General features: G+C 61.6%; 20 protein-coding genes, 1 tRNA gene and 1 other RNA gene. 17 read left to right on the top strand and 5 right to left on the bottom strand.

Going from position 1 to position 19,651, the window contains the following annotated elements:
* Positions 1–89 precede the first annotated feature (89 nt).
* The 5 genes from AB1781_09110 to AB1781_09090 all read left to right on the top strand — a co-directional run bounded on the left by AB1781_09110 (position 90) and on the right by AB1781_09090 (position 4,399).
* Entirely contained in the window at positions 90–593 is a 504-nt protein-coding gene (locus tag AB1781_09110) for a 4Fe-4S dicluster domain-containing protein (protein MEW5704725.1), read from the top strand.
* A 17-nt stretch (positions 594–610) separates the two neighbouring features.
* A complete protein-coding gene (locus tag AB1781_09105; protein ID MEW5704724.1) occupies positions 611–2,458 on the top strand; it encodes an aldehyde ferredoxin oxidoreductase family protein in 1,848 nt (615 codons plus the stop codon).
* A gap of 110 nt (positions 2,459–2,568) precedes the next feature.
* On the top strand, positions 2,569–3,834 hold the full coding sequence (locus tag AB1781_09100; protein MEW5704723.1) for an FAD-dependent oxidoreductase: 1,266 nt from the start codon (positions 2,569–2,571) through the stop codon (positions 3,832–3,834).
* Positions 3,831–4,082, top strand: coding sequence for a MoaD/ThiS family protein (locus AB1781_09095; GenBank protein ID MEW5704722.1), 252 nt, complete (start codon positions 3,831–3,833; stop codon positions 4,080–4,082). Before AB1781_09100 ends, AB1781_09095 begins: the two co-directional genes overlap by 4 nt.
* The gene (locus AB1781_09090; GenBank protein ID MEW5704721.1) at positions 4,079–4,399 is read left to right on the top strand and encodes a hypothetical protein; all 321 of its coding nucleotides are present in this window, start codon (positions 4,079–4,081) and stop codon (positions 4,397–4,399) included. Before AB1781_09095 ends, AB1781_09090 begins: the two co-directional genes overlap by 4 nt.
* Here the strand turns inward: AB1781_09090 and moaA are convergent.
* From moaA to AB1781_09070, 4 genes are all read right to left on the bottom strand, one after another.
* Complete coding sequence (moaA, locus tag AB1781_09085; protein MEW5704720.1) at positions 4,396–5,385, bottom strand: GTP 3',8-cyclase MoaA; 990 nt, start codon at positions 5,383–5,385, stop codon at positions 4,396–4,398. The genes AB1781_09090 and moaA overlap by 4 nt on opposite strands.
* A 116-nt stretch (positions 5,386–5,501) precedes the next feature.
* Entirely contained in the window at positions 5,502–6,236 is a 735-nt protein-coding gene (locus tag AB1781_09080) for a phosphate ABC transporter ATP-binding protein (GenBank protein ID MEW5704719.1), read from the bottom strand.
* Complete coding sequence (locus AB1781_09075) at positions 6,233–6,940, bottom strand: ABC transporter permease (GenBank protein ID MEW5704718.1); 708 nt, start codon at positions 6,938–6,940, stop codon at positions 6,233–6,235. Before AB1781_09075 ends, AB1781_09080 begins: the two co-directional genes overlap by 4 nt.
* 103 nt (positions 6,941–7,043) lie before the next feature.
* Positions 7,044–7,925, bottom strand: coding sequence for a class I SAM-dependent methyltransferase (locus tag AB1781_09070; protein MEW5704717.1), 882 nt, complete (start codon positions 7,923–7,925; stop codon positions 7,044–7,046).
* A gap of 309 nt (positions 7,926–8,234) precedes the next feature.
* Here AB1781_09070 and AB1781_09065 point away from each other — a divergent pair.
* From AB1781_09065 to AB1781_09050, 4 genes are all read left to right on the top strand, one after another.
* Positions 8,235–8,308 (top strand) — tRNA-Gly (locus AB1781_09065).
* Positions 8,309–8,329: 21 nt separating this feature from the next.
* Positions 8,330–9,160, top strand: a complete 831-nt coding sequence (locus AB1781_09060) for a substrate-binding domain-containing protein (protein MEW5704716.1) — start codon at positions 8,330–8,332, stop codon at positions 9,158–9,160.
* 140 nt (positions 9,161–9,300) lie between these two features.
* Positions 9,301–9,978 (top strand): response regulator transcription factor, encoded by a 678-nt coding sequence (locus tag AB1781_09055; GenBank protein MEW5704715.1) that lies wholly within the window; start codon positions 9,301–9,303, stop codon positions 9,976–9,978.
* Entirely contained in the window at positions 9,971–11,422 is a 1,452-nt protein-coding gene (locus AB1781_09050) for a HAMP domain-containing sensor histidine kinase (GenBank protein ID MEW5704714.1), read from the top strand. The genes AB1781_09055 and AB1781_09050 overlap by 8 nt, the downstream gene beginning before the upstream one ends.
* 308 nt (positions 11,423–11,730) lie before the next feature.
* On the opposite strand, the gene AB1781_09045 is transcribed toward AB1781_09050, so the two are convergent.
* Positions 11,731–12,894, bottom strand: a complete 1,164-nt coding sequence (locus tag AB1781_09045; protein ID MEW5704713.1) for a site-2 protease family protein — start codon at positions 12,892–12,894, stop codon at positions 11,731–11,733.
* On the opposite strand from AB1781_09045, the gene AB1781_09040 reads away from it, so the two are divergent.
* The 8 genes from AB1781_09040 to AB1781_09005 all read left to right on the top strand — a co-directional run bounded on the left by AB1781_09040 (position 12,875) and on the right by AB1781_09005 (position 19,643).
* Positions 12,875–13,867 carry a TerB family tellurite resistance protein gene (locus AB1781_09040; protein MEW5704712.1) on the top strand — a complete coding sequence of 331 codons (993 nt, stop codon included), beginning with the start codon at positions 12,875–12,877 and terminating at the stop codon, positions 13,865–13,867. The two genes, AB1781_09045 and AB1781_09040, sit on opposite strands and share 20 nt — an antisense overlap.
* Positions 13,868–13,869: 2 nt before the next feature.
* Entirely contained in the window at positions 13,870–14,736 is an 867-nt protein-coding gene (locus AB1781_09035) for an EamA family transporter (protein ID MEW5704711.1), read from the top strand.
* A 1-nt stretch (position 14,737) separates the two neighbouring features.
* Positions 14,738–15,445: an N-acetylmuramoyl-L-alanine amidase gene (locus AB1781_09030; GenBank protein MEW5704710.1), complete on the top strand. Its 708-nt coding sequence runs from the start codon at positions 14,738–14,740 to the stop codon at positions 15,443–15,445.
* Between the two features lie 32 nt (positions 15,446–15,477).
* Positions 15,478–15,852, top strand: an RNA gene (gene rnpB / locus AB1781_09025) — RNase P RNA component class A.
* Between the two features lie 327 nt (positions 15,853–16,179).
* Complete coding sequence (gene mraZ, locus AB1781_09020) at positions 16,180–16,650, top strand: division/cell wall cluster transcriptional repressor MraZ (protein ID MEW5704709.1); 471 nt, start codon at positions 16,180–16,182, stop codon at positions 16,648–16,650.
* 1 nt (position 16,651) lies between these two features.
* Positions 16,652–17,638: a 16S rRNA (cytosine(1402)-N(4))-methyltransferase RsmH gene (gene rsmH, locus AB1781_09015; GenBank protein MEW5704708.1), complete on the top strand. Its 987-nt coding sequence runs from the start codon at positions 16,652–16,654 to the stop codon at positions 17,636–17,638.
* A complete protein-coding gene (locus AB1781_09010) occupies positions 17,635–17,952 on the top strand; it encodes a hypothetical protein (protein MEW5704707.1) in 318 nt (105 codons plus the stop codon). The genes rsmH and AB1781_09010 overlap by 4 nt, the downstream gene beginning before the upstream one ends.
* Positions 17,949–19,643: a penicillin-binding protein 2 gene (locus AB1781_09005; GenBank protein ID MEW5704706.1), complete on the top strand. Its 1,695-nt coding sequence runs from the start codon at positions 17,949–17,951 to the stop codon at positions 19,641–19,643. Before AB1781_09010 ends, AB1781_09005 begins: the two co-directional genes overlap by 4 nt.
* The last annotated feature ends 8 nt before the right edge of the window (positions 19,644–19,651 follow it).

Genomic DNA, 19,651 nt, shown 5'->3' with positions numbered 1-19,651 from the left:
GCGCCTACGGCTTCTAATTTTCTAACGAGAACAAGGTGCTGCCGTCAAAAGCGCCACGGGGAGATACCAACAAGGTAGGGGAAACCGGAATGCAGAAATCCTTGAACATCGATCCCAACAAATGCACCGGCTGCCTGCAGTGCGAAATGGCCTGCGCCTTTGAACTGGAAGGCTCCTTCAACCCCGCCCATTCCCGGATCAAGATTTTCCATTTCGAAGAGCAGGGGCGCTTTGTCCCTTACACCTGCACCCAGTGCGCCGAGGCGTGGTGCCTGCACGCCTGCCCGGTCGACGCCATCAAGATGAACGCCGAGACCGGCGCGAAGGTGGTGGACGAAGCGACCTGCGTCGGGTGCAAGGTCTGCACGATCGCCTGCCCGTTCGGCACCGTGAACTACAACCAGGCGTCCGGCAAGGTCATCAAGTGCGACCTCTGCGGCGGCGACCCGGCCTGCGCCAAGGCCTGTCCGACCGAAGCCATCACCTATGTCGACGCGAACTGGACGGGCCTGGAGAAGATGCGCGCCTGGGCCGCCAAGACGGATTCCGGCGCGCAGGCCGCGCAGGCGCCACAAGCCCCCGCCGGGCACTGAACCTTAGGAGAGACACCATGGGCTGGCATAAGAAAATCCTGCGAGTCAATCTGACGAAGGGAACGTGCAAGAGCGAACCCCTCAACATGGAGTGGGCGCAGCAGTATCTGGGCTCTCGTGGCCTGGCGACGAAGTACCTTTACGAAGAGATAGACCCCGCCGTCGATCCGCTCTCTCCCGATAACAAGCTTCTTTTCGCGACCGGCCCTCTCACCGGCACCAGCGCTTCGACCTCCGGCCGCTATACGGTGGTGACGAAGGGTGCGCTGACCAACGCAATCGCCTGCTCGAACTCCGGCGGTTTCTTCGGGGCCGAACTCAAGTTCGCGGGCTACGACATGGTGATCCTGGAGGGCCGCGCGCCGAAGCCCGTCTACCTCTGGATCAACGACGACGAAGTGAAGCTGCTGCCGGCCGACAAAATCTGGGGCACCTCGGTCTGGAATACGGAAGAGTGGATCAAGAAGACCCACCAGGACCCCTTGATCCGCGTCGCCTCGATCGGGATTTCCGGCGAGAAGGGCGTGAAATACGCCTGCGTCGTCAACGACCTGCATCGGGCGGCCGGCCGTTCCGGTGTCGGCACGGTGATGGGCTCGAAAAACTTGAAGGCAATCGCCTGCCGCGGCACGAAGGGGGTCAAGTTGGCCAACCCGCGGAAATTCATGGAGATTGCCGCCGCCACGAAGAAGCAGCTCAAGGAAAGCGCCTTCACCGGCCAGGGCCTGCCGGCCTACGGCACGCAAGGCGTGACCAGCGTCATCAACGAATCGGGCATTTACCCGACCCGCAACCACCAGGACGTCCAATTCGAAGGCGCCAACAAGATTGGCGGCGAGGCGATGTTCAAGCCGCGCCCGACGGACGGGCAGACGAACATGGTCCGCAACTCGGCCTGTTTCGGCTGCACGATCGCCTGCGGCCGGGTCACCAAGATCGACAAGAGCCACTTCTCCGTGAAGGACAAGCCGCGCTACCACGGCGCGTCCGGCGGTCTCGAATACGAGTCCTCCTGGGCGATGGGTGGCGATTGCGGCGTCGACGACCTCGAGGCGCTCACCTACGCGAACTACATCTGCAACGAACAGGGGATGGATACGATCTCCTTCGGCGCTTCGCTGGCGGCGGCGATGGAACTTTTCGAGCGGGGCTACATCACCGAAAAGGAAACCGGCGGGCTCAAACTCAACTTCGGCTCGGTGGAAGCCCTCGTCCAGGCGGTCGAACTGACCGGCAAGGGTGAAGGTTTCGGCGCCGACATCGGCCTAGGGTCGAGGCTTCTCTGCAAGAAATACGGCCACCCGGAAGTCGCCATGACCGTCAAGGGCCAGGAATTCGCGGCCTACGATCCGCGGGGCGCCCAAGGCATGTCCCTGGCCTATGCGACCAGCAACCGCGGCGCCTGCCACCTGCGCGGCTATACGATCGCCGTCGAAATCTTCGGCATCGGCGCCAAGCTCGATCCGTTGACGACGGAAGGCAAGCCCGAAGTTTTGAAGATCGCCCAGGACACAACGTCGGTCATCGATTCGACCGGCCTTTGCATGTTCCCGAATTTCTGCTGGACGCTCGACGAATACCAGCAGCAGGTCCAGGCCGCCTGCGAGGGCGACTGGTCCATGGAGAAGATGCTGGAGACCGGCGAGCGGATCTGGAACCTAGAACGGATGTTCAACGATCGGGCGGGGCTGACAAAGGCGGACGATACGCTGCCGCAGCGCCTGCTCAAGGAACCGGCAAAAACCGGCCCCGGCAAGGGTCTGGTGGCAAAACTCGACGAGATGCTGCCGGAATATTACGAGATTCGCGGCTGGACGAAGGACGGACGGCCATCGAACGATACGTTGAAGCGGCTCAGCATCTAAATCTTTTCCAGGTGTCTGGGCTAACGAAACAACAGGGAAGGTGCCTTGCCGCGCCTTCCCTGATTCGTTTCCGGCGGATAGGCTAGAGCTGCGGGAGAAGGGTAAAAAACATGAAATACGTCATCGTGGGCGCCGGTCCGGCAGGCGTGGTCGCCGCCGCCATGCTGCGCAAGCTCGACCCGAAAACCGAGATCAAGCTGATCGGCGGCGAGCCCGAGCCGCCCTATTCCCGCATGGCGATCCCCTACTACCTGATCGGGAACGTCAAGGAAGAGGGTACCCACCTCAAGACGGACGCCAACTACTACAAGGAAAAACGGATCGACTATCAGCAGGGCTGGGTCACGAAACTCGACCCCAAGAAAAAGGAAGTCCACCTGAAGGACGGCAAGAAGGTGGGCTACGACAAGCTGCTGCTGGCGACGGGCGCCTACCCCATTCGGCCGCCGGTCCCCGGCATCGACGACCCCGACATCACCGGCTGCTGGACGCTCGAAGACGCCCGCCTGATCGCCAAAAAATGCAAGAAAGGCACGAAGGTCGTGCAGATGGGTGCCGGCTTCATCGGCTGCATCATCATGGAGGCCATCGCGCTCACCGGCGTTGATCTTACGATCGTCGAGATGGGCGACCGCATGGTCCCACGCATGATGAACGAGACGTGCGGCAACTTGATCAAGCGCTGGTGCGAGGAAAAGGGCATCCGGGTTCACACCTCGACGAAGATCGTCAAAATCGAGAAACGGCAGGACCAGAAGCCGGCCTACCTTCTGCACACGGCGGATGGCAAGAAACTGGAGGCCGACCTCATCATCGCCTCGACGGGGGTAGCGCCCGCCCTTGCCTACATCAAAGGAAGCGGCATCGAAATGAACAGCGGCATCCTTATCAACCCGTTCATGGAAACAAGCGTCCCCGATGTCTATGCCGCCGGCGACTGCGCCGAAGGGCGGGATTTCTCGACCGGCGGCTACGAGGTCCAAGCGATCCAGCCGACGGCCACCGAGCACGGCCGCATCGCCGCCCAGAACATGGCCGGTCTCAAGACCCCGCATCCAGGGTCGCTGAATATGAACGTCTTAGACACCGTCGGCCTCATCTCCAGCTCCTTCGGCCTGTGGATGGGGGTCGAGGGCGGCGACCACGCCGAGCTTCTGGACGCGGACAACTTCCGCTATCTGCGCCTCGAGTTTGAGGGCGACGTGCTGGTCGGCGCCCAGGCTTTGGGACTTACCCAGCATATCGGCGTCCTTCGGGGGCTCATTCAGACGAAAACCCACCTGGGCCCTTGGAAGGAGAAACTGATGGCCGATCCAACCCAAATCATGCCCGCCTATCTGGCGACGGCACAAGCGCAGGCACAGGCCAAGGCATGAAAATCACCCTGAAATTCTTCAGCACGCTCGCCGACTTCCTGCCGGCAGGCGCGGAAGATAACGTCGTGGAAATGGAAGCCGACAGCCCGGCCTCCGTCCAGGATATCGTCAACAAGCTGAATATCCCTTTGAAGATGGTCCACATGACCTTGGTGAACGGTGCCTATGTGGCCCCCGGCGATTTTGCATCCCGACAACTCAAGGACGGCGACGCCTTGGCGATGTGGCCGCCGCTGGCGGGTGGGTGACGACCGAAAAGACAGATGAGGGAAGCGCGGGCCTCCGACGTTCGATCGAGATCGCTTACAGCCATCGCGAACTCTTCAACGTCTTTCCGAGAATCTTCGCGCCCATGCCCGTCCGGATCGAGGGCACGCGGCTTACGGCCGAAGACGGCGGAAAGAAGATCGCTGTCGAGTTGGAGCCGGAACGCACGCGGCGCCTCGGCGCCGTATTCACGCTTCAGGATACGAATATCCACTTCACCTTCCACGGCTATACGGAAATCGAAGCGGACGCCTTCCTGCGGCACTTTCTCCTTCGCACGCAGCGCGGTGGCGGCTAACCGCCGGTAACGCTCATATGGCGACGAACGGTGGGCGGCGCGGCGCGGCGCTCAATAATGAAGTCGTGGCCCTTCGGTTTCCGTCCGATCGCTTCATGGATGGCGGCGATAAGTGCGGCGTCGCCCTCGCTCGAGCGAAGCGGCGTTCGCAAGTCGGCCTTGTCCTCCTGACCCAGGCACATATAAAGCCTGCCGGTGCAGGTGAGGCGCACCCGGTTGCAGGATTCGCAGAAATTATGGGAAAGCGGCGTGATGAAGCCGACCCGGCCGCCGGTTTCGCCAATTTCGACATAGCGGGCAGGACCGCCGCTCCGGTGGTCGCTGTCGCGCAATGTCCAACGCTGTTCGAGCCGCCGGCGTACATCCCCAAGCGGAAGATATTGGTCCATCCGGTCGGCGTCGATCTCACCCATCGGCATCGTTTCGATCAACGTCCAGTCGAACCCTTCCGCCCCGCACCAGGCAAGCAAATCGTCGAATTCGTCCTCGTTGACACCCTTTAGCGCGACGGTGTTGATCTTTATCTTCAGCCCCGCTTCCTGCGCCGCCCGGATGCCTTCGAGGACGGTTTCGATCTTCCCCCACCGCGTGATGGCACGGAAGCGGCCCGCATCCAACGTGTCGAGCGAAACGTTGACGCGGCGCACGCCGGCCTCGAAAAGTGCTGCGGCGTGTTTGGCGAGGTGGTTGCCGTTCGTCGTCAGCGCCAGTTCGGCAAGGGCGCCGGTTTTCAAGTGGCGGCCCAGACTATGGAAAAGCGTCAGGATGTCGCGGCGCACCAGGGGCTCGCCGCCGGTAATGCGAAGCTTCCGCACGCCCAGGGAAACGAAGGCGCTGCAAAGACGGTCGAGCTCCTCCAGCGTCAAAATCTCCCGCTTCGGCAGGAAGACCATGTCCTCCGACATGCAATAAACGCAGCGCAGGTCGCAACGGTCCGTGACGGAAACCCGCAGATAGGTGACCTCGCGTCCGAAGGGGTCGATCATGGGGGCCTCTCTCCTCCCGGGGGTTCGCCCTTTTCCTATAGATGGGGGCAAAACGGGCCACGCGAGCGCCAAAAAGCGCTTTTTTACCTAAAAGTCCATGTGGCTTGGGTTCAAACCTACCACGTAAGCCGCCCTTCGATAAAGGCCGCCGCCTCCGGGCTTTCCGGCCCGGCGAAGAAACGCTCAGCCGGCCCCCGCTCAACCAGGCGGCCGTCGTGAAGAAAGAGGATTTCCTCGCCGAGCCTGCGCGCCTGGCCCAAGTCGTGAGTCGTCATGACGATCTTCGTGCCGCTCGCCTGAATCTCCAGGATGACGGCCTCGACCGTCCGCGTCGCCGCCGGGTCCAGGCTTGCGGTCGGTTCGTCGAGGAACAGCACCTCCGGCCTGAGCGCCCAGGCGCGCGCCAGCGCGAGGCGCTGCTGCTCGCCGCCGGAAAGGACGCGCGCCGGCACTTTCGCCCTGGTCCCAAGCCCGGTGCGGGCCAGCATCTCGGCGACCCGGCGCGTTCGCTCCGCGCCGGAAACGCCGCGAACGGCAAGCGCGTAGGCGATATTGCCGGCCACCGAGCGGCGCAGCATGACGGGGCGCTGGAAGACCATCGCCTGCTTCCGGATCACGTCCACGCCATCCGCTCCCGCTCCCGCCCGCCCCCGCCATTCGATCCGGCCGGCAGTCGGCCGCAGCAGCCCGTGGCAGACACGAAGCAGAAGGCTTTTTCCGGCCCCGTTCGGGCCGAGGATGACCGTGCGCGGGCCGGCCGCGATCTCGGCCGTAATCCCGCAGAGCAAGGCCCGGTTCCCCGCTGCGTAGACAAGGTCCTTCAGCACGAGGGGAAAGATCGTCCCGTTCACGCCGCCGCCCTCCGCGCCGCCGTCTCGCCGACGAGGTAGATGGCGCCGTTGATCAAGAGCGAAAGGACGAGCAGGACAATGCCGAGCGCCAACGCCAGCGTGAGATTTCCCTTGCTGGTCTCCAATGCGATCGTTGTCGTCATGACGCGGGTGACGTGGTTGATGTTTCCGCCGACGATCATGACGGCGCCGACCTCTCCCATCGCGCGGCCCAAGCCCGCCAGCATGACCGTCAGCACCCGGAAGCGGCCGTCCCACAGCAGGGTTCCGATTGCCCTTCCGCGGCCGACGCCGAGAGAGCGCAGCAACTCGCCATATTCCTCCCACAGATCGAGAATCACCTGGCGGGTGAGCGCCGCAACGATCGGCATGACGAGCAGAACCTGGGCGATGATCATCGCCGTCGGCGTAAAAAGCAGGCCAAGTACGCCAAGCGGCCCCGCCCGCGAAATCAGCAGATAGACGACGAGGCCGACGACGACGGGCGGCAAGCCCATCATCGCGTTCAGCAGAATGGTCAACGCGCCGGAACCCGGAAAGCGGAAAAGGGCGACGGCCGCCCCCAGCGGCAAGCCGATCAAGGCGGCAAACCCCACCGCCGCGAAACTTACCTTGAGAGAAAGGAGGACGATCTCGACGAGCTCGGCATCGAACGCCCCGATCATCCCGAAGGCAAGGGCAAAGGCGGCCGTGAAGTCGTGCAAGGGGCCTCCTTCAAGCCCTGGGCCTAGAAAAACCTACTGTGCTTTTTGGCGCACCGAAAGTCATATCACGCCGCCATAGTCAGGTCGTCGCGAATAATTGCAGCTAGTTTGATTTCAAAAGCGACGCGACATTTATTTCAACAAGGTTAGGGTTGGAATTTGACAACCTCGAAACCGTCGCTTTCTTCATGCGCAAATAGTACGAATATGGGGGAGACAGCAGAGCATAGAAAAGCTGAGATTGTTTTATAAACTTTTTTATTCTGTTGAGATTTTGTGATGTTATTTCGCGCGCCGCCTTTGTTGAACTATCCGTCCATTCATGGACGTAATCGCTTTGTTGAACGTTGTCGTGTGAAAAATCCGCCCCCTTCAAAACCGTTCTAACCAATACAGATAGTGCGGTGGATGAGTGAACCTCTACACGCCGCCCATTCATTGGCGGCTTCACCTTGAACCATTTACGCGCATTGGAAAATTTCACTAAAAATACCTCTGTGTCTTGATACCCATTTTCATTTGAATAAAGAGAAAAAAATAGTTCTGGAGAAAATTGCCAAAAACCGTGCCCGCAATAATTGTTTGCTGGCAAGATATGAAGAATCTGCCCGCCAGGTTTACATAAAAGGGAGCAATTTTTTAAGGCTTGGGGTATGTCGTAGATGTGTTCCAAAAACCCACCATCAATAACCGTGTCGTATTTTGACTGAACATCTGATGGCAACGGTTGATTCATATCGTGAATTATTGAAGCGTTTTCGTAGCGTGAAAAATCCATTGAATCTACTGTATTGGCGCCAAGATAGTCTTGCAGAAGCTGCTCGCAATACGCGTCGTTTTTGTATTTAGAATCGGCGTTAACGGCCTTGCGCAGAAGAGGCTCGATTACATATATCTCTTGTCTGCCAAGCGTAATCGTCTCATCAAGATCGCGAAGTGTTTTTACGTAAAGCAAGAAATTTAACGCGTGTATATCAATTCCCATTTGGAACTCCTTTTTGGAAAACTAAGGATTTCAAAATGCGGTTCTCCATGGGGCACCTCTAAAATACTCTACCGGGTTCGGGCGAAGGGCCAATCCTTTCGAAGGCAAGTGCGAAGGCGAACGAAAAACCGTTCAAAGGGTCTCCTGCAGGCGCCGGGTCGAGAAAAAAACCTACCGCCCTTTCCAGCGCCTGGAAAGGGCCGGGTCGTTTGGACCCGTGACGGGAAACGGGCGATCCGCCATGCGGCCGGCAAAGGCGTTGTCGCCTCTTGCGAAGCCCCGACCCCCTGCCTAAAGTAAGCCGCTCTCGCGGGCGTAGTTCAATGGTAGAATGAAAGCTTCCCAAGCTTTAGATGGGGGTTCGATTCCCCTCGCCCGCTCCACCCTTTCCCCCTGAGGCCCCGATGCGCTTTCGCAACGCGACCCTTTGCCTGTTCGGCTTTTTTCTTTTTCTTTTCGGCCAGGCTTGGGCAGCCGAAACGTCGATTACGCTCTCCTCGACGACTTCGACGGAGAATTCCGGGCTTTACGATTACCTGCTTCCCATCTTCACGGCAAAGACCGGAATCAGAGTCCGTGTCGTCGCCGTCGGCACCGGCCAAGCCATCAAGATCGCCGAGCGCGGGGATGCCGACGTGCTGCTTGTTCATCACCGCGCGTCGGAAGACAAATTCGTTGCCGACGGCTTCGGAACCGGGCGCCGCGACGTCATGTACAACGACTTCATCGTTGTCGGCCCCGGGAACGACCCGGCCAACATCGGAAAATTGAAGAAGGCGAGCGAAGCGTTGAAGTGGATTGCCGAAAAGGAAGCCCCCTTCATTTCACGCGGCGACGACAGTGGCACCCACAAGATGGAACTTGATCTTTGGAAGAAGGCGGGGCTCGACGTAACATCGGCCTCCGGTACATGGTACCGTGAGGCGGGTTCCGGCATGGGGGCGACACTGAACATGGCCGCCGCGATGGGCGCCTACGCGCTCACCGACCGCGGCACCTGGCTCAGCTTCCAGAACCGCCGCGACCTCGTTCTTCTCGTCGAGAACGATCCACACCTTTATAATTATTACGGCGTGATCCTGGTCAATCCGGTGCGTTTCCCCCACGTCAACGCGGAAGGGGCGCAGGCTTTCGTTGAATGGATCACCTCCGAGGAAGGCCAGCGTGCGATCGGCGACTTCAAGGTGAACGGCGAGCGTCTTTTCTTTCCAAATGCGAAGCCGGCCGGCCCTTGAACGCCCCATGGCTTGCCAGAAAGACGCGCCGGAGGGAGCGGGAACCCCTTTATGAAGGCGCTTCCAGCCGACTGCCTTTCTCGCCCCCGACCCTCTATAATCCAGCGGCCGGAGAACGCGCGCTGCCGAAAGTAGGGCCGATGCATATTCTGATCATCGAAGACGACCGCGAGATGGCGGCCTATCTCATGAAGGGCCTGAAAGAGCACGGCTATACGGTCGACCACGCCGCCGATGGCCGGGAGGGGCTTTTCCTGGCCGCGACCGGAGATTTCGATCTGCTTATCGTCGACCGGATGCTTCCCAACACGGATGGCATCTCGATCGTGAAGCTTCTGCGCGAACAGGGCGTGAAAAGCCGTGTCCTGCTCCTAAGCGCCCTCGGCCAGGTGGACGATCGCGTGACCGGCCTCAAGGCGGGCGCCGACGACTACCTTTCCAAGCCCTATGCCTTTTCCGAACTGCTCGCACGAATCGAAGCGTTACTGCGGCGGGAGAAGCCGGGGGCCGAGCAAAGCCGCCTCAGCGTCGGCGACCTCGAAATGGATCTCATCACCCGCACCGTGAAGCGGGCCGACCGAACGATCGAGTTGAAGCCGCGGGAATTTCGGTTGCTCGAATATTTGATGCGGCATGCCGGCCAGGTCGTCACCCGGACGATGCTGCTGGAAGGCGTGTGGGACTACCACTTCGATCCCCAGACAAACGTGATCGACGCACAGGTAAGCCGGCTGCGCCAGAAAATCGACAAGGGCTTTGACAAGCCGCTGATCCATACGATCCGCGGCGCGGGGTATTCGCTACGTGCAGATGACTAGGCTTTTCCGCACCTCGACCTTCCGAATGGCCGTTCTTTACATGGCCTTCTTCGGTATTTCCGCCGTCGTCCTGCTGGGGTTTATCTACTACACGACGGTCGAGTTGATCGACCGCGAGACGAACCGGATCATCGAAGCTGAAACGAAGGGTCTCGTCGAACAATACAGCCTCTTCGGCCTGCAAGGGCTTGCCGCCGTTATCCAGCACCGCTCCGTGAACCTGAAGGAGCCAGGCGCCATCTATCTGCTCGTCAATCGACGCTACGACCCCCTCACCGGAAACCTAAGCGCCTGGCCCGCCGATGCGGACGATTCGCCGCTGATCGCCAAAGAGGATAGCATCTGGATTCATTTTGACATCAGCCACAGCCAGGGCGAGGAAAAGATATCCCGCCAGATGCGGGCGCGCGTCATAGACCTGCCGGGCGGCTACCACATGCTGATCGGCCGCGACGTCGAGGAACGCGAACGCTTCCGCGAAGTGATCCGGGCTGCGCTGGCCTGGTCGATCGTCATCACGGTGCTGCTCGCCTTTTTCGGAGGATTGCTCCTAAGCCGCCAAATGCTGCGCCGGGTGGACGCCATCGCCCGAACCAGCCGGCAGATCATTGACGGCGACCTTACCCAACGCGTGAAGGTGCGCGGCACGGGTGACGAGTTCGACCGGGTTTCGGAAAATTTCAACGAAATGCTGGACCAGATCGAGCGCCTGCTCGTTGGCATGCGGGCGGTCACCGACAGCGTGGCCCACGACCTGGGCGCGCCGCTGACGCGCCTGAAAAACCGGATCGAGATGACGCTGCGCGGAAAGCCGGATATGGAAACTTACCGTTCAACCTTGCGGCAGGCGATCAACGAAACGGACCACATCCGTTCGACGTTCGATGCGCTGATCAACATCGCGCGCGCCGAGGCTGGCGGTCTGCGCTTCGAGATGAGGCCGCTGGATTTAACGGAACTGGCCGCCGAGCTGCTTGAGCTTTACGAGCCGGTGGCGCACGAGCGCGACCTTCGCTTCGAAGCGACGCTCGCCCCCACCGCGCCCGTGCTGGCAAACCGCCAGACCCTCGCCCAGGCGCTGACCAACCTTTTCGACAACACCATCAAATATACCCCTCGGGGCGGGCGAATCCGCCTCCAGGTGACGGCGAACGAAGAACGCGTTCTTTTTATCATCGAAGACAACGGCCCCGGCATTCCGACGGCGGACCGCGAGCGCGTGCTGCAGCGTTTCGTCCGGCTGGAGAAAGACGCGGACACGCCCGGCACCGGCTTGGGCTTAAGCCTCGTTGCGGCGGTGGCGAAACTGCATCGGGCGACCTTGGAGCTTTGCGATAGCGAACTTGGCGATAGCGAGCCGGGGGGTGAGGCGCCGGGCCTGCGCATCACGCTCGCCTTCCGCCGCGCCGCGCAAGACGAGTCGGCTCGCGAAGCCGCCGAATAAAGCCAAAGAAAAACGAGGGCGGCCCGTGAGGGAGTTCACGGGCCGCCCATCCGAGCCTTCTGTCGACCCCACGGCCGGTCAAAGGGAGCCGAAGCTTAGGGCCCGGAACCTCCGCAGGCGCTGTTGCATCCGCAGGGGGCTTGCCATCGAAAGCGCTTAGGGACCGCTTCGATGTAGAGGACCTGTTCTTCAGCGTAGTTTTTATATCTCCCCACCTTGCAGGGGGATGGCTGGAAGATGAATTCTTTGTAATGTTAAAAATTGTTTCGTATCAAACAGTTGCTACGAATTTACCGGTGGTTTCGGCCTCAAGACCGGCCCCAGCCGGGGGCCGGGCCGTGCGTTTCCTCCTCCAGGGCAAGCCTGAGCGCAAGCAGATCCAACACGTCCTTGCGCGTAACGACGCCGGCCAAACGGTCGCCGTCGGTGACGCAAAGCCGGCCGTTTCCCGTCTTCTGCATCCAGGAAAGAACCGTCATCGCGTCGAGCCGCAGAGAAACAACCGTCTTTTCCGAAGGGGGTTCCAGGACTTCGGCGGTCCGCGCCGTCGCCCAAGACGCGCGCGGCAATCCCTGCACGTTACGCAGGTTGACCACACCCATGAAGCGGCCGTTCTCCATCACCGGAAACATCTTGTGATGGTAGCGATAAAAATACTCCTCGACGAGCTCCGCCACCGTCAGCGACGGCGGAACGACGATTGGATTCGACGTCATGACGGCCGAGATCGGAACGCCGCTTAAGGATTCCCGAACGATGACCTGGTGATAAGAGGAACTCGCCGCAAAGCGGACGAAAAGTCCAAGCAGAAACCACCAGAACCCGCCCACGAAATTGCCGGTCACGAAACTTACGATGCCGAGGGCGATCAGAAGGAGGCCGAAAAAACTACCGGTGTTCGACGCGATCTTGGTTGCCCAGCGGTAATCCTTTTTCCAGCCCCAAAGCGCGGCGCGCAGAACCCGCCCTCCATCCAGGGGAAAGGCGGGCACCAGATTGAAAAGCGCGAGAAGGCCGTTGACCCAGTACAGATAAGACAGCACCCCGACGACGGCGACCGGCCAGCCAATGCGATCGCCCAGCAAGCCCACCAATAAGAAACCACCAGAGAGAACCATGCTCGCGATCGGACCTGCGATCGCCATCAGGAATTCCGCTTTCGGGCTTGTTGGTTCGCCTTCCATTTCGGCCACACCCCCGAAGATGAAAAGCGTGATCCCGCGGATGGGCATGTCGAAGCGACGCGACACCAGCGAGTGAGAAAGCTCGTGAAAGACGATCGAAAAGAAAAGACCGAGCGCGCCGACGATTCCCATCGACCAATAGGTGGTCGCCTCGAGATCTGGAAAGAGGGTGGGAAAGAATCCCACCGCCAGCGTCCAGGTGATGAGAATGGCGAGAACAAGCCAGCTCCAGTCGATGCCGACCCGGAAGCCAAGCAAGCGAAAAAGCGTGATCTGCCGACCAAACATGGGTGCGCTCCTCCCCCCTCCACGCAAGCCTACCCGATACCAAGAGGTTACCTTAAGCTTTCTTTCCGAAGCCGCCGCCGAAGGGCCCTTTCCACCCATCCGGGAAAAATGTTACGGACGCGACGACGCGCAAGCCGGCGGCCTGGCCGTCTTGCTTGCACTGGTGCGGGTGAACAATCCGGTCTATGTTCGCCGCCACGATTTTTTCAAGAAAGCCGCCATGGGAATCTGGGGAAAATTGATCGGGGGAGCCGCCGGTTTCGCCCTCGGCGGCCCGCTGGGTGCCATCCTCGGCACGATCGCCGGCCACGCCTATGACCGCTCGAAGGCGGATGGCCACGGCGGACCTTACCGCCGGGGTTTCACGGATACGATCGCCGCCCGCCAGGCCGCCTTCACCACTGCCGTTGTCGTGCTGGCCGCGAAGATGGCAAAGGCGGACGGTGTTGTCACGAAGGACGAGATACACGCCTTCCGTCAAATCTTTCCTGTCCCGAAGGAAGCGGAGGTGGATATCGGGAAACTCTTCAACCAGGCGCGGGAAGAAACGGCCGGGTTCGAACCCTATGCCCATCAGATCGCCGTTCTTTTTGCGCACAACCGGGTCGTGCTTGAGGATTTGCTCGACGGCCTTTTCCATATCGCGCGTGCCGACGGCCGGGTAAGCCCGGAAGAGATCGCCTATCTGAAAAAGGTGGCGCAGATTTTCGGGTTCGCAGGCAGCGCCTTCGAACGGATCGCCGCCGGCCATCTCGACGACACCACAGGCGATCCTTACGAAATTCTTGGCGTCCCTGCCGATATCTCGAACGAGGACTTGAAGAAGGCCTACCGCCGCCTCATCCGCGAGAACCACCCCGACCGCCTGATCGCCCAAGGCATGCCGCCGGAATTCATCGCGGTGGCGAATGAAAAAATGGCCCGCATCAACGACGCCTACGCAGCGATCCAGAAACGGCGCGGGCAGGCGTAAGCATGAAACCCGCGCATTTCATACTTGCGCTTGTCATCATGACGGTTTGGGGTTTCGCCTTCGTCGCCGGCAAGATCGGCGTCAATCAAATCCCGCCCATCTTCTTCACGGGTCTGCGCTCCACCCTCGTCGCGCTGTTCCTGTTGCCCTTTCTGCACATCCCCCGCGGACATATTCGTCAATTGCTGCTGCTGTCGGTTGGGATAGGCACGCTGCATTATTCTCTGGTCTTCGTCGGCCTGCAAAACGTCGACGCGTCGCTGGCGATTATCCTCGTCATGATGCAAGCCCCCTTCGCCGTCCTGCTGGCCGTCGTGTTTCTGGGCGAACGGATCGGTTGGCGGCGCATTTTGGGTCTTGTCATTGCCTTCTTCGGCATCCTGCTGATTATCGGCGAGCCCGACATGCGAGCGGAAATTCTTCCCATGCTGCTTATCCTGACCGGAATCTTCTTCTGGGCGGCCGGCAACGTGCAGATCCGGCATTTCAAGCTGATGGACGGCAGCATGATCAACGGCTGGATTGCCGTCTTCATGACTCCGCAGATTTTTCTCGTCTCCTTCTTCCTGGAGTCCGGCCAGATGGCGGCCGTCCAGGCGGCCGACTGGCGGGCGTGGGTGGCGCTTTTCTTCCTGGCTGGGGTCGTTACCGTCGGCACCTTCGCCTTGTGGTACCGCCTGATAAGTCTCTACCCGGTCAACCAGGTGATGCCCTTTACGCTGCTCATGCCGGTCTTCGGCGTCGTGGCGGGTGTGCTCGTGTTGGACGAAACCTTAAGCCTGCGGACGATCGTGGGCGGGATTGCCACGCTTGCCGGGGTCGCTATTATCGTTCTGCGTCGTCCAGACGTTGTCGAGGCCGGGGTTTAGCATGCCGATCGCGATCCGCCCGTGTCCGTCGCCCAATCACGAACCGAGACCGGAAGGGATCGCAATCGATACCCTTATCTTCCACTACACCGGCATGAAGACGGCGCAAGAGGCGCTCGATCGGCTTTGCGCCCCGCAAGCCAAGGTGAGCGCCCATTACGTGATCGATGAGGACGGCGCCACTTACGCCCTGGTGCCGGAAGACCGTCGGGCCTGGCACGCGGGCGAAGCCTGCTGGCAGAGCGCGCGGAACCTGAACGACCGTTCGATCGGGATCGAACTCGTCAACCCCGGTCACGAATTCGGCTACCGCCCCTTCCCAGAAGTCCAGATGGCGGCCCTCGAGGCGCTGGCGAAGGCCGTCCTCGCCCGCCATCCGATCCCGTCCGAACGCGTGCTCGGCCATTCCGACATAGCACCCGGCCGCAAGCAGGACCCGGGCGAGCGCTTCGATTGGGCGCGACTGGCGCGAGCCGGGATCGGGCGCTGGCCGGAGGCTTTGGAGACGCCCCCCCCTCTTGCCATGGACGAAATTCAACGGCTTTTGCGCCGCTTCGGCTATGACGTCCCGCTTTCCGGGCGGGCGGACCCGGAGACAAAGGCCGTGATCCTGGCTTTCCAGCGCCACTTTCGCCCTACCCGCGTGGACGGCGTCGCCGATCCTGAAACCTGCGCCCGCCTCTATGCCCTTCTGGAAGCGAAGCCTTGACCGACCCTGCCCTTGCGCCTAGCTAGAGAGGGCCAGACGGCCGGATGACCGCCTCGCTCCTTTCGAGGGACGGGGAGGAAAGTCCGGGCTCCACGGAAACACGGTGCCGGCTAACGCCCGGCGGGGGCGACCCCAGGGAAAGTACCACAGAAAGCAAACCGCCGGTGGTTTTCCGCCGGTAAGGGTGAAAGGGTGCGGTAAGAGCGCACCGCGTCTCCGGTAACGGAGACGGCAGGGTAAACCCCACCGGGAGCAAGACCAAATAGGGGCGGCACGCTGAAAAGCAGGCGAGTTTCCGCGCCGTCGCCCGGGTCGGTCGCTAGAGGCGTCGGGTAACCGGCGCCCCAGAGGAATGGTCATCCCCACGCAAGTGCGGACAGAACCCGGCTTATAGGCCGTCTGGCATTTTTTCTTTTTCTTTTTCTTTCTTCGCCAGAAAACAAAGTTTGTTCACTTTATGTTCTAAAAATCGGGCGGTTTTTTCATTCATCCAGTACTCATAACTAGAGCGCCGTCCAAATCTTTTGACAGCGACTTCGCTCTACTTCCGCGTGATCTTGATTTTTCCTTTTGAACGAAGGTCTTACTGCGCCATATCGTTGACACCCATGTAGACCCATGTTATCCCATAATTTCCCATATCGGGCGCCCATGCCCGATTCGGGCCGTGCCGGATTTCCCCGCCGCCCAGGGGCGCCGACCAGCCCAGGGGAACCGGCGAACGGGGGGCCGGCATGGCATTGTTTCTTTCGACATATACGAACAAGGTCGACAAAAAAGGCCGCGTGTCGGTGCCGGCATCCTTTCGGGCCGCGGTCGGCGGGCGGAATTTTCACGGCATCGTCGCTTTTCGTTCCTACCGGGTGCCGGCGATTGAGGCGTTCTCGATCGACCGCATGGAACGCCTGAGCGCCGGGCTCGACGCTCTCGACCTCTTCTCCGACATCCAGGACGATCTCGCTGCGACGATCTTCGCCGATTCGCGGCCTCTTCCCTTCGATGGCGAAGGCCGCATCCTGCTGTCCAAGGAATTGGCGGAGCATGCGAAGATCGGCGGGGAGGCCGCCTTCGTCGGGCGGGGGACGACGTTTCAGATTTGGGAGCCGCAAGCCTTCCAAGCCCATCAAGCGCAAGCGCGCAAGCGCGCCCTCGACCGCGGCATGACACTTCGCTTGGGCCCCACCGACGCACCGGGAGGCGACTGACATGCCTTCCCGGACGCGGCCACAAGAAAAGCAGGCGCGCGGGGGCCATCGACCCGTCCTTCTAGACGAAACGCTCGACGCCCTCGCTCCGGTGGATGGGGCAACCTATATCGACGGCACCTTCGGCGGCGGCGGCTATGCGAAGGCACTGCTGGAAACGGCCAATTGCACGGTATGGGGAATTGACCGCGACCCGGAAGCGATCGCCAGCGGCGCCGTGCTGGCCCAATCCTTCGGCCGGCGCTTGCACCTTCTTCAGGGCCGCTTCGGAGAGATGGCAGCCCTTCTCCGGGAGAAAGGCGTCACCCGGGTGGACGGAATCGCGCTCGACCTCGGCGTTTCCTCGATGCAACTCGACCAACCCGATCGCGGCTTTTCCTTTCGCGAGGATGGCCCGCTTGACATGCGGATGGAGAAGGCGGGCCGTTCCGCCGCCGACGTCGTAAACCAGGAGGACGAACAGACACTCGTCGCCATCCTCCTGAAATACGGCGAGGAACGAAAAGCGCGCCGGATCGCCCGCCGCATCGTCGAGGCGCGGGTGCGCCAGCCCATCACCCGGACGCGCGAATTGGCCGAGCTTGTCGCCAGCGTCGTGAAACCGACCCCGAATGGGACCAACCCGGCGACACGCACCTTTCAGGCGCTCCGCATCTATGTGAACGACGAGTTGGGCGAGATCGAACGCGGGCTTCGCGCGGCGGAGGTCCTGCTGAAGCCGGCCGCGCGCATAGCCGTCGTCGCCTTTCACTCGCTGGAAGACCGCCCCGTGAAAACCTTCTTCCGCTTGCGAAGCGAGGAAGGCAGGCACCCTTCCCGCCACCTTCCCGTTCGGCACGAGACGGCACAAGCGCCAAGCTTTCGCCTGCTCAGCCGGCGGGCAATCCGTCCGACGGCGGCCGAGCTCGCCGCCAATCCGCGCGCGCGGTCGGCGCGCCTGCGGGCAGCGGAACGCACGGCCGCCCCGCCGTGGGAGATGCCCGCATGAAACGCGGCCTTACTTTCCTCTGGCTCCCGATCGCCGCCAGCGTCTGCTTCGGCCTTTTCCTCGCGAAGTACGAAGTGCAGACACTGGAGGCCGAGCTCGCGTCCCTCAACCGAATAATCCTCGCACGCCAGGAAGAGATTCACGTGCTCCAGGCGGAATGGGCCTACCTAAGCCGCCCGGAACGCATCCAGAGTTTGAGCGAGCGCCTTCTCGATCTTCGCCCCGTGGCGGTGGAACATATCGGCACGGCCCAGGAACTTCCCCCCAGCTTTGTCCGTCTTGGGGAATCGGCCCGCCTTGGGGGATCAGAATGAACCCGCAGCACCGCCACCAGGCCGCCCGCGCCCACCGTCAGGCCATCGAAACCGGGCGCACGCGGCTTGCCCTGATGGGTACGCTCGCCCTGCTCGCCTTCTTAGCCGTCGGCGCCCGGCTCGTCGACCTCATGGTGCTGCAAGAGGCGGGCGAGCCCCGGCTTGCCGAGACCGCGCCGCCCGCCGCCTGGCAGACCGAACGCGCCGAAATCCTGGACCGCAACGGCGAGATCCTGGCGACCAGCCTGCGCACCGCCTCGCTTTACGCCGACCCGACGCAGGTGTCGGACCCCAAGGCGGCAGCCAGCCGCCTGGCGCGCAGCCTGCCGGATCTGAACCGCGACGATACGCTTGTGCGATTGACCGCGAAGCGCCGGTTCGTTTGGATTCGCCGACACCTGACGCCGCAGCAGCAATACGCCGTCAACCGCCTCGGCATCCCCGGGCTTTACTTTCAGCAAGAAGAACGCCGGGTCTATCCCCAGGGGCATCTTGCCGCCCATGTCGTCGGGTTCACCGGCACCGACAACCGCGGTCTGGTCGGCATCGAGAAATCCTTCGATGCGGCGCTGCGCGCCGGAGACGGGCCGCTTCGGCTTTCCATTGACCTCCGGGTTCAGCACCTGCTCGTCGACGAGGTGGCAAAGGCGATGCGGCGCTTCCGCGCGACCGGCGCCAGCGGAGTGGTGATGGATGTAACGAACGGCGAGGTGATCGGCCTTGTCTCCTTGCCCGACTTCGATCCGAATCGCCCCGGCAAGACATCGTCCAAGGCCGCCTTCAACCAGGCGACGCTCGGCACCTATGAAATGGGTTCGACCTTCAAGATTTTCACGGCGGCGATGGCGCTGGATAGCGGCACGGCAACGCTGAACAGTACGTACGACGCCTCCACGCCGATTCACATTTCGCGTTTTCTCATCGAGGACTACAAGCCAAAAAACCGCTGGCTATCGGTGCCGGAAATCCTCAAATACTCATCGAACATCGGCGCCGCGAAAATGGCGATGCAAGTCGGCGTCAGCCGCCAGCGAACATACCTTGCGAAGTTTGGGTTGCTTGACCGTCCGGCCATCGAATTGCCGGAGATCGGCGCGCCACTTCTGCCGGACCCGTGGCGGGAAATCAACCTGATGACGATCTCCTATGGCCACGGCCTTGCGGTATCGCCCCTCCAGCTCGCGAGCGCCGTTGCCACGGTCGTAAACGGCGGCGTCGCCTACCCCGCCACGCTTTTGCGGCGGCCGGACGGGCCGGCCGGCGGCGAACGCGTCCTTTCGGAATCGACGTCGGAGAAGATGCGGTGGCTGCTCCGCCTCATCGTCGAAGAGGGCACTGGCGGGCATGGCGCGGCCACGGGTTACCGCGTGGGCGGCAAGACCGGCACCGCCGAAAAGAGCAATCTCAGCGGTTACGAATCGAAGACGCTCTTGTCCTCCTTCGTCGGCGTTTTTCCAATCGAGGCGCCGCGCTACGTCGTTCTCGTCCTCTTGGACGAGCCGAAGGGGGACGAAAAGACGTTTGGCTACGCCACCGGCGGCTGGGTCGCCGCCCCGGTGGTGAGCCGCGTGATCACCCGCATGGCGCCGCTGGTCGGCATTCCGCCTGCAAACGACGAGGCGCCGGCGACGGATAACCTGCCGTCGGCCGAGGCAACCTATCGAGGAGGACACGCGCTTGCGTCTTACTGACCTCCTGG

The organism is Pseudomonadota bacterium (assembly GCA_040752895.1).
Classification (GTDB): Bacteria; Pseudomonadota; Alphaproteobacteria.
The sequence above is the reverse complement of the archived record's forward strand: the minus strand, read 5'-3'. Positions and strand labels throughout refer to the sequence as shown.

Excerpts from the sequence above, each read along its gene's own strand:
- AB1781_09005 (MEW5704706.1), top strand. The coding sequence starts at position 17,949 with ATGAACCCGCAGCACCGCCACCAGGCCGCCCGCGCCCACCGTCAGGCC.
- AB1781_09045 (MEW5704713.1), bottom strand. The coding sequence starts at position 12,894 with ATGTTTGGTCGGCAGATCACGCTTTTTCGCTTGCTTGGCTTCCGGGTC.
- mraZ (MEW5704709.1), top strand. The coding sequence starts at position 16,180 with ATGGCATTGTTTCTTTCGACATATACGAACAAGGTCGACAAAAAAGGC.
- AB1781_09110 (MEW5704725.1), top strand. The coding sequence starts at position 90 with ATGCAGAAATCCTTGAACATCGATCCCAACAAATGCACCGGCTGCCTG.
- AB1781_09055 (MEW5704715.1), top strand. The coding sequence starts at position 9,301 with ATGCATATTCTGATCATCGAAGACGACCGCGAGATGGCGGCCTATCTC.
- AB1781_09105 (MEW5704724.1), top strand. The coding sequence starts at position 611 with ATGGGCTGGCATAAGAAAATCCTGCGAGTCAATCTGACGAAGGGAACG.
- AB1781_09095 (MEW5704722.1), top strand. The coding sequence starts at position 3,831 with ATGAAAATCACCCTGAAATTCTTCAGCACGCTCGCCGACTTCCTGCCG.
- AB1781_09035 (MEW5704711.1), top strand. The coding sequence starts at position 13,870 with ATGAAACCCGCGCATTTCATACTTGCGCTTGTCATCATGACGGTTTGG.
- AB1781_09060 (MEW5704716.1), top strand. The coding sequence starts at position 8,330 with ATGCGCTTTCGCAACGCGACCCTTTGCCTGTTCGGCTTTTTTCTTTTT.
- AB1781_09100 (MEW5704723.1), top strand. The coding sequence starts at position 2,569 with ATGAAATACGTCATCGTGGGCGCCGGTCCGGCAGGCGTGGTCGCCGCC.
- AB1781_09070 (MEW5704717.1), bottom strand. The coding sequence starts at position 7,925 with ATGGGAATTGATATACACGCGTTAAATTTCTTGCTTTACGTAAAAACA.
- rsmH (MEW5704708.1), top strand. The coding sequence starts at position 16,652 with ATGCCTTCCCGGACGCGGCCACAAGAAAAGCAGGCGCGCGGGGGCCAT.
- AB1781_09030 (MEW5704710.1), top strand. The coding sequence starts at position 14,738 with ATGCCGATCGCGATCCGCCCGTGTCCGTCGCCCAATCACGAACCGAGA.
- AB1781_09010 (MEW5704707.1), top strand. The coding sequence starts at position 17,635 with ATGAAACGCGGCCTTACTTTCCTCTGGCTCCCGATCGCCGCCAGCGTC.
- AB1781_09050 (MEW5704714.1), top strand. The coding sequence starts at position 9,971 with ATGACTAGGCTTTTCCGCACCTCGACCTTCCGAATGGCCGTTCTTTAC.
- moaA (MEW5704720.1), bottom strand. The coding sequence starts at position 5,385 with ATGATCGACCCCTTCGGACGCGAGGTCACCTATCTGCGGGTTTCCGTC.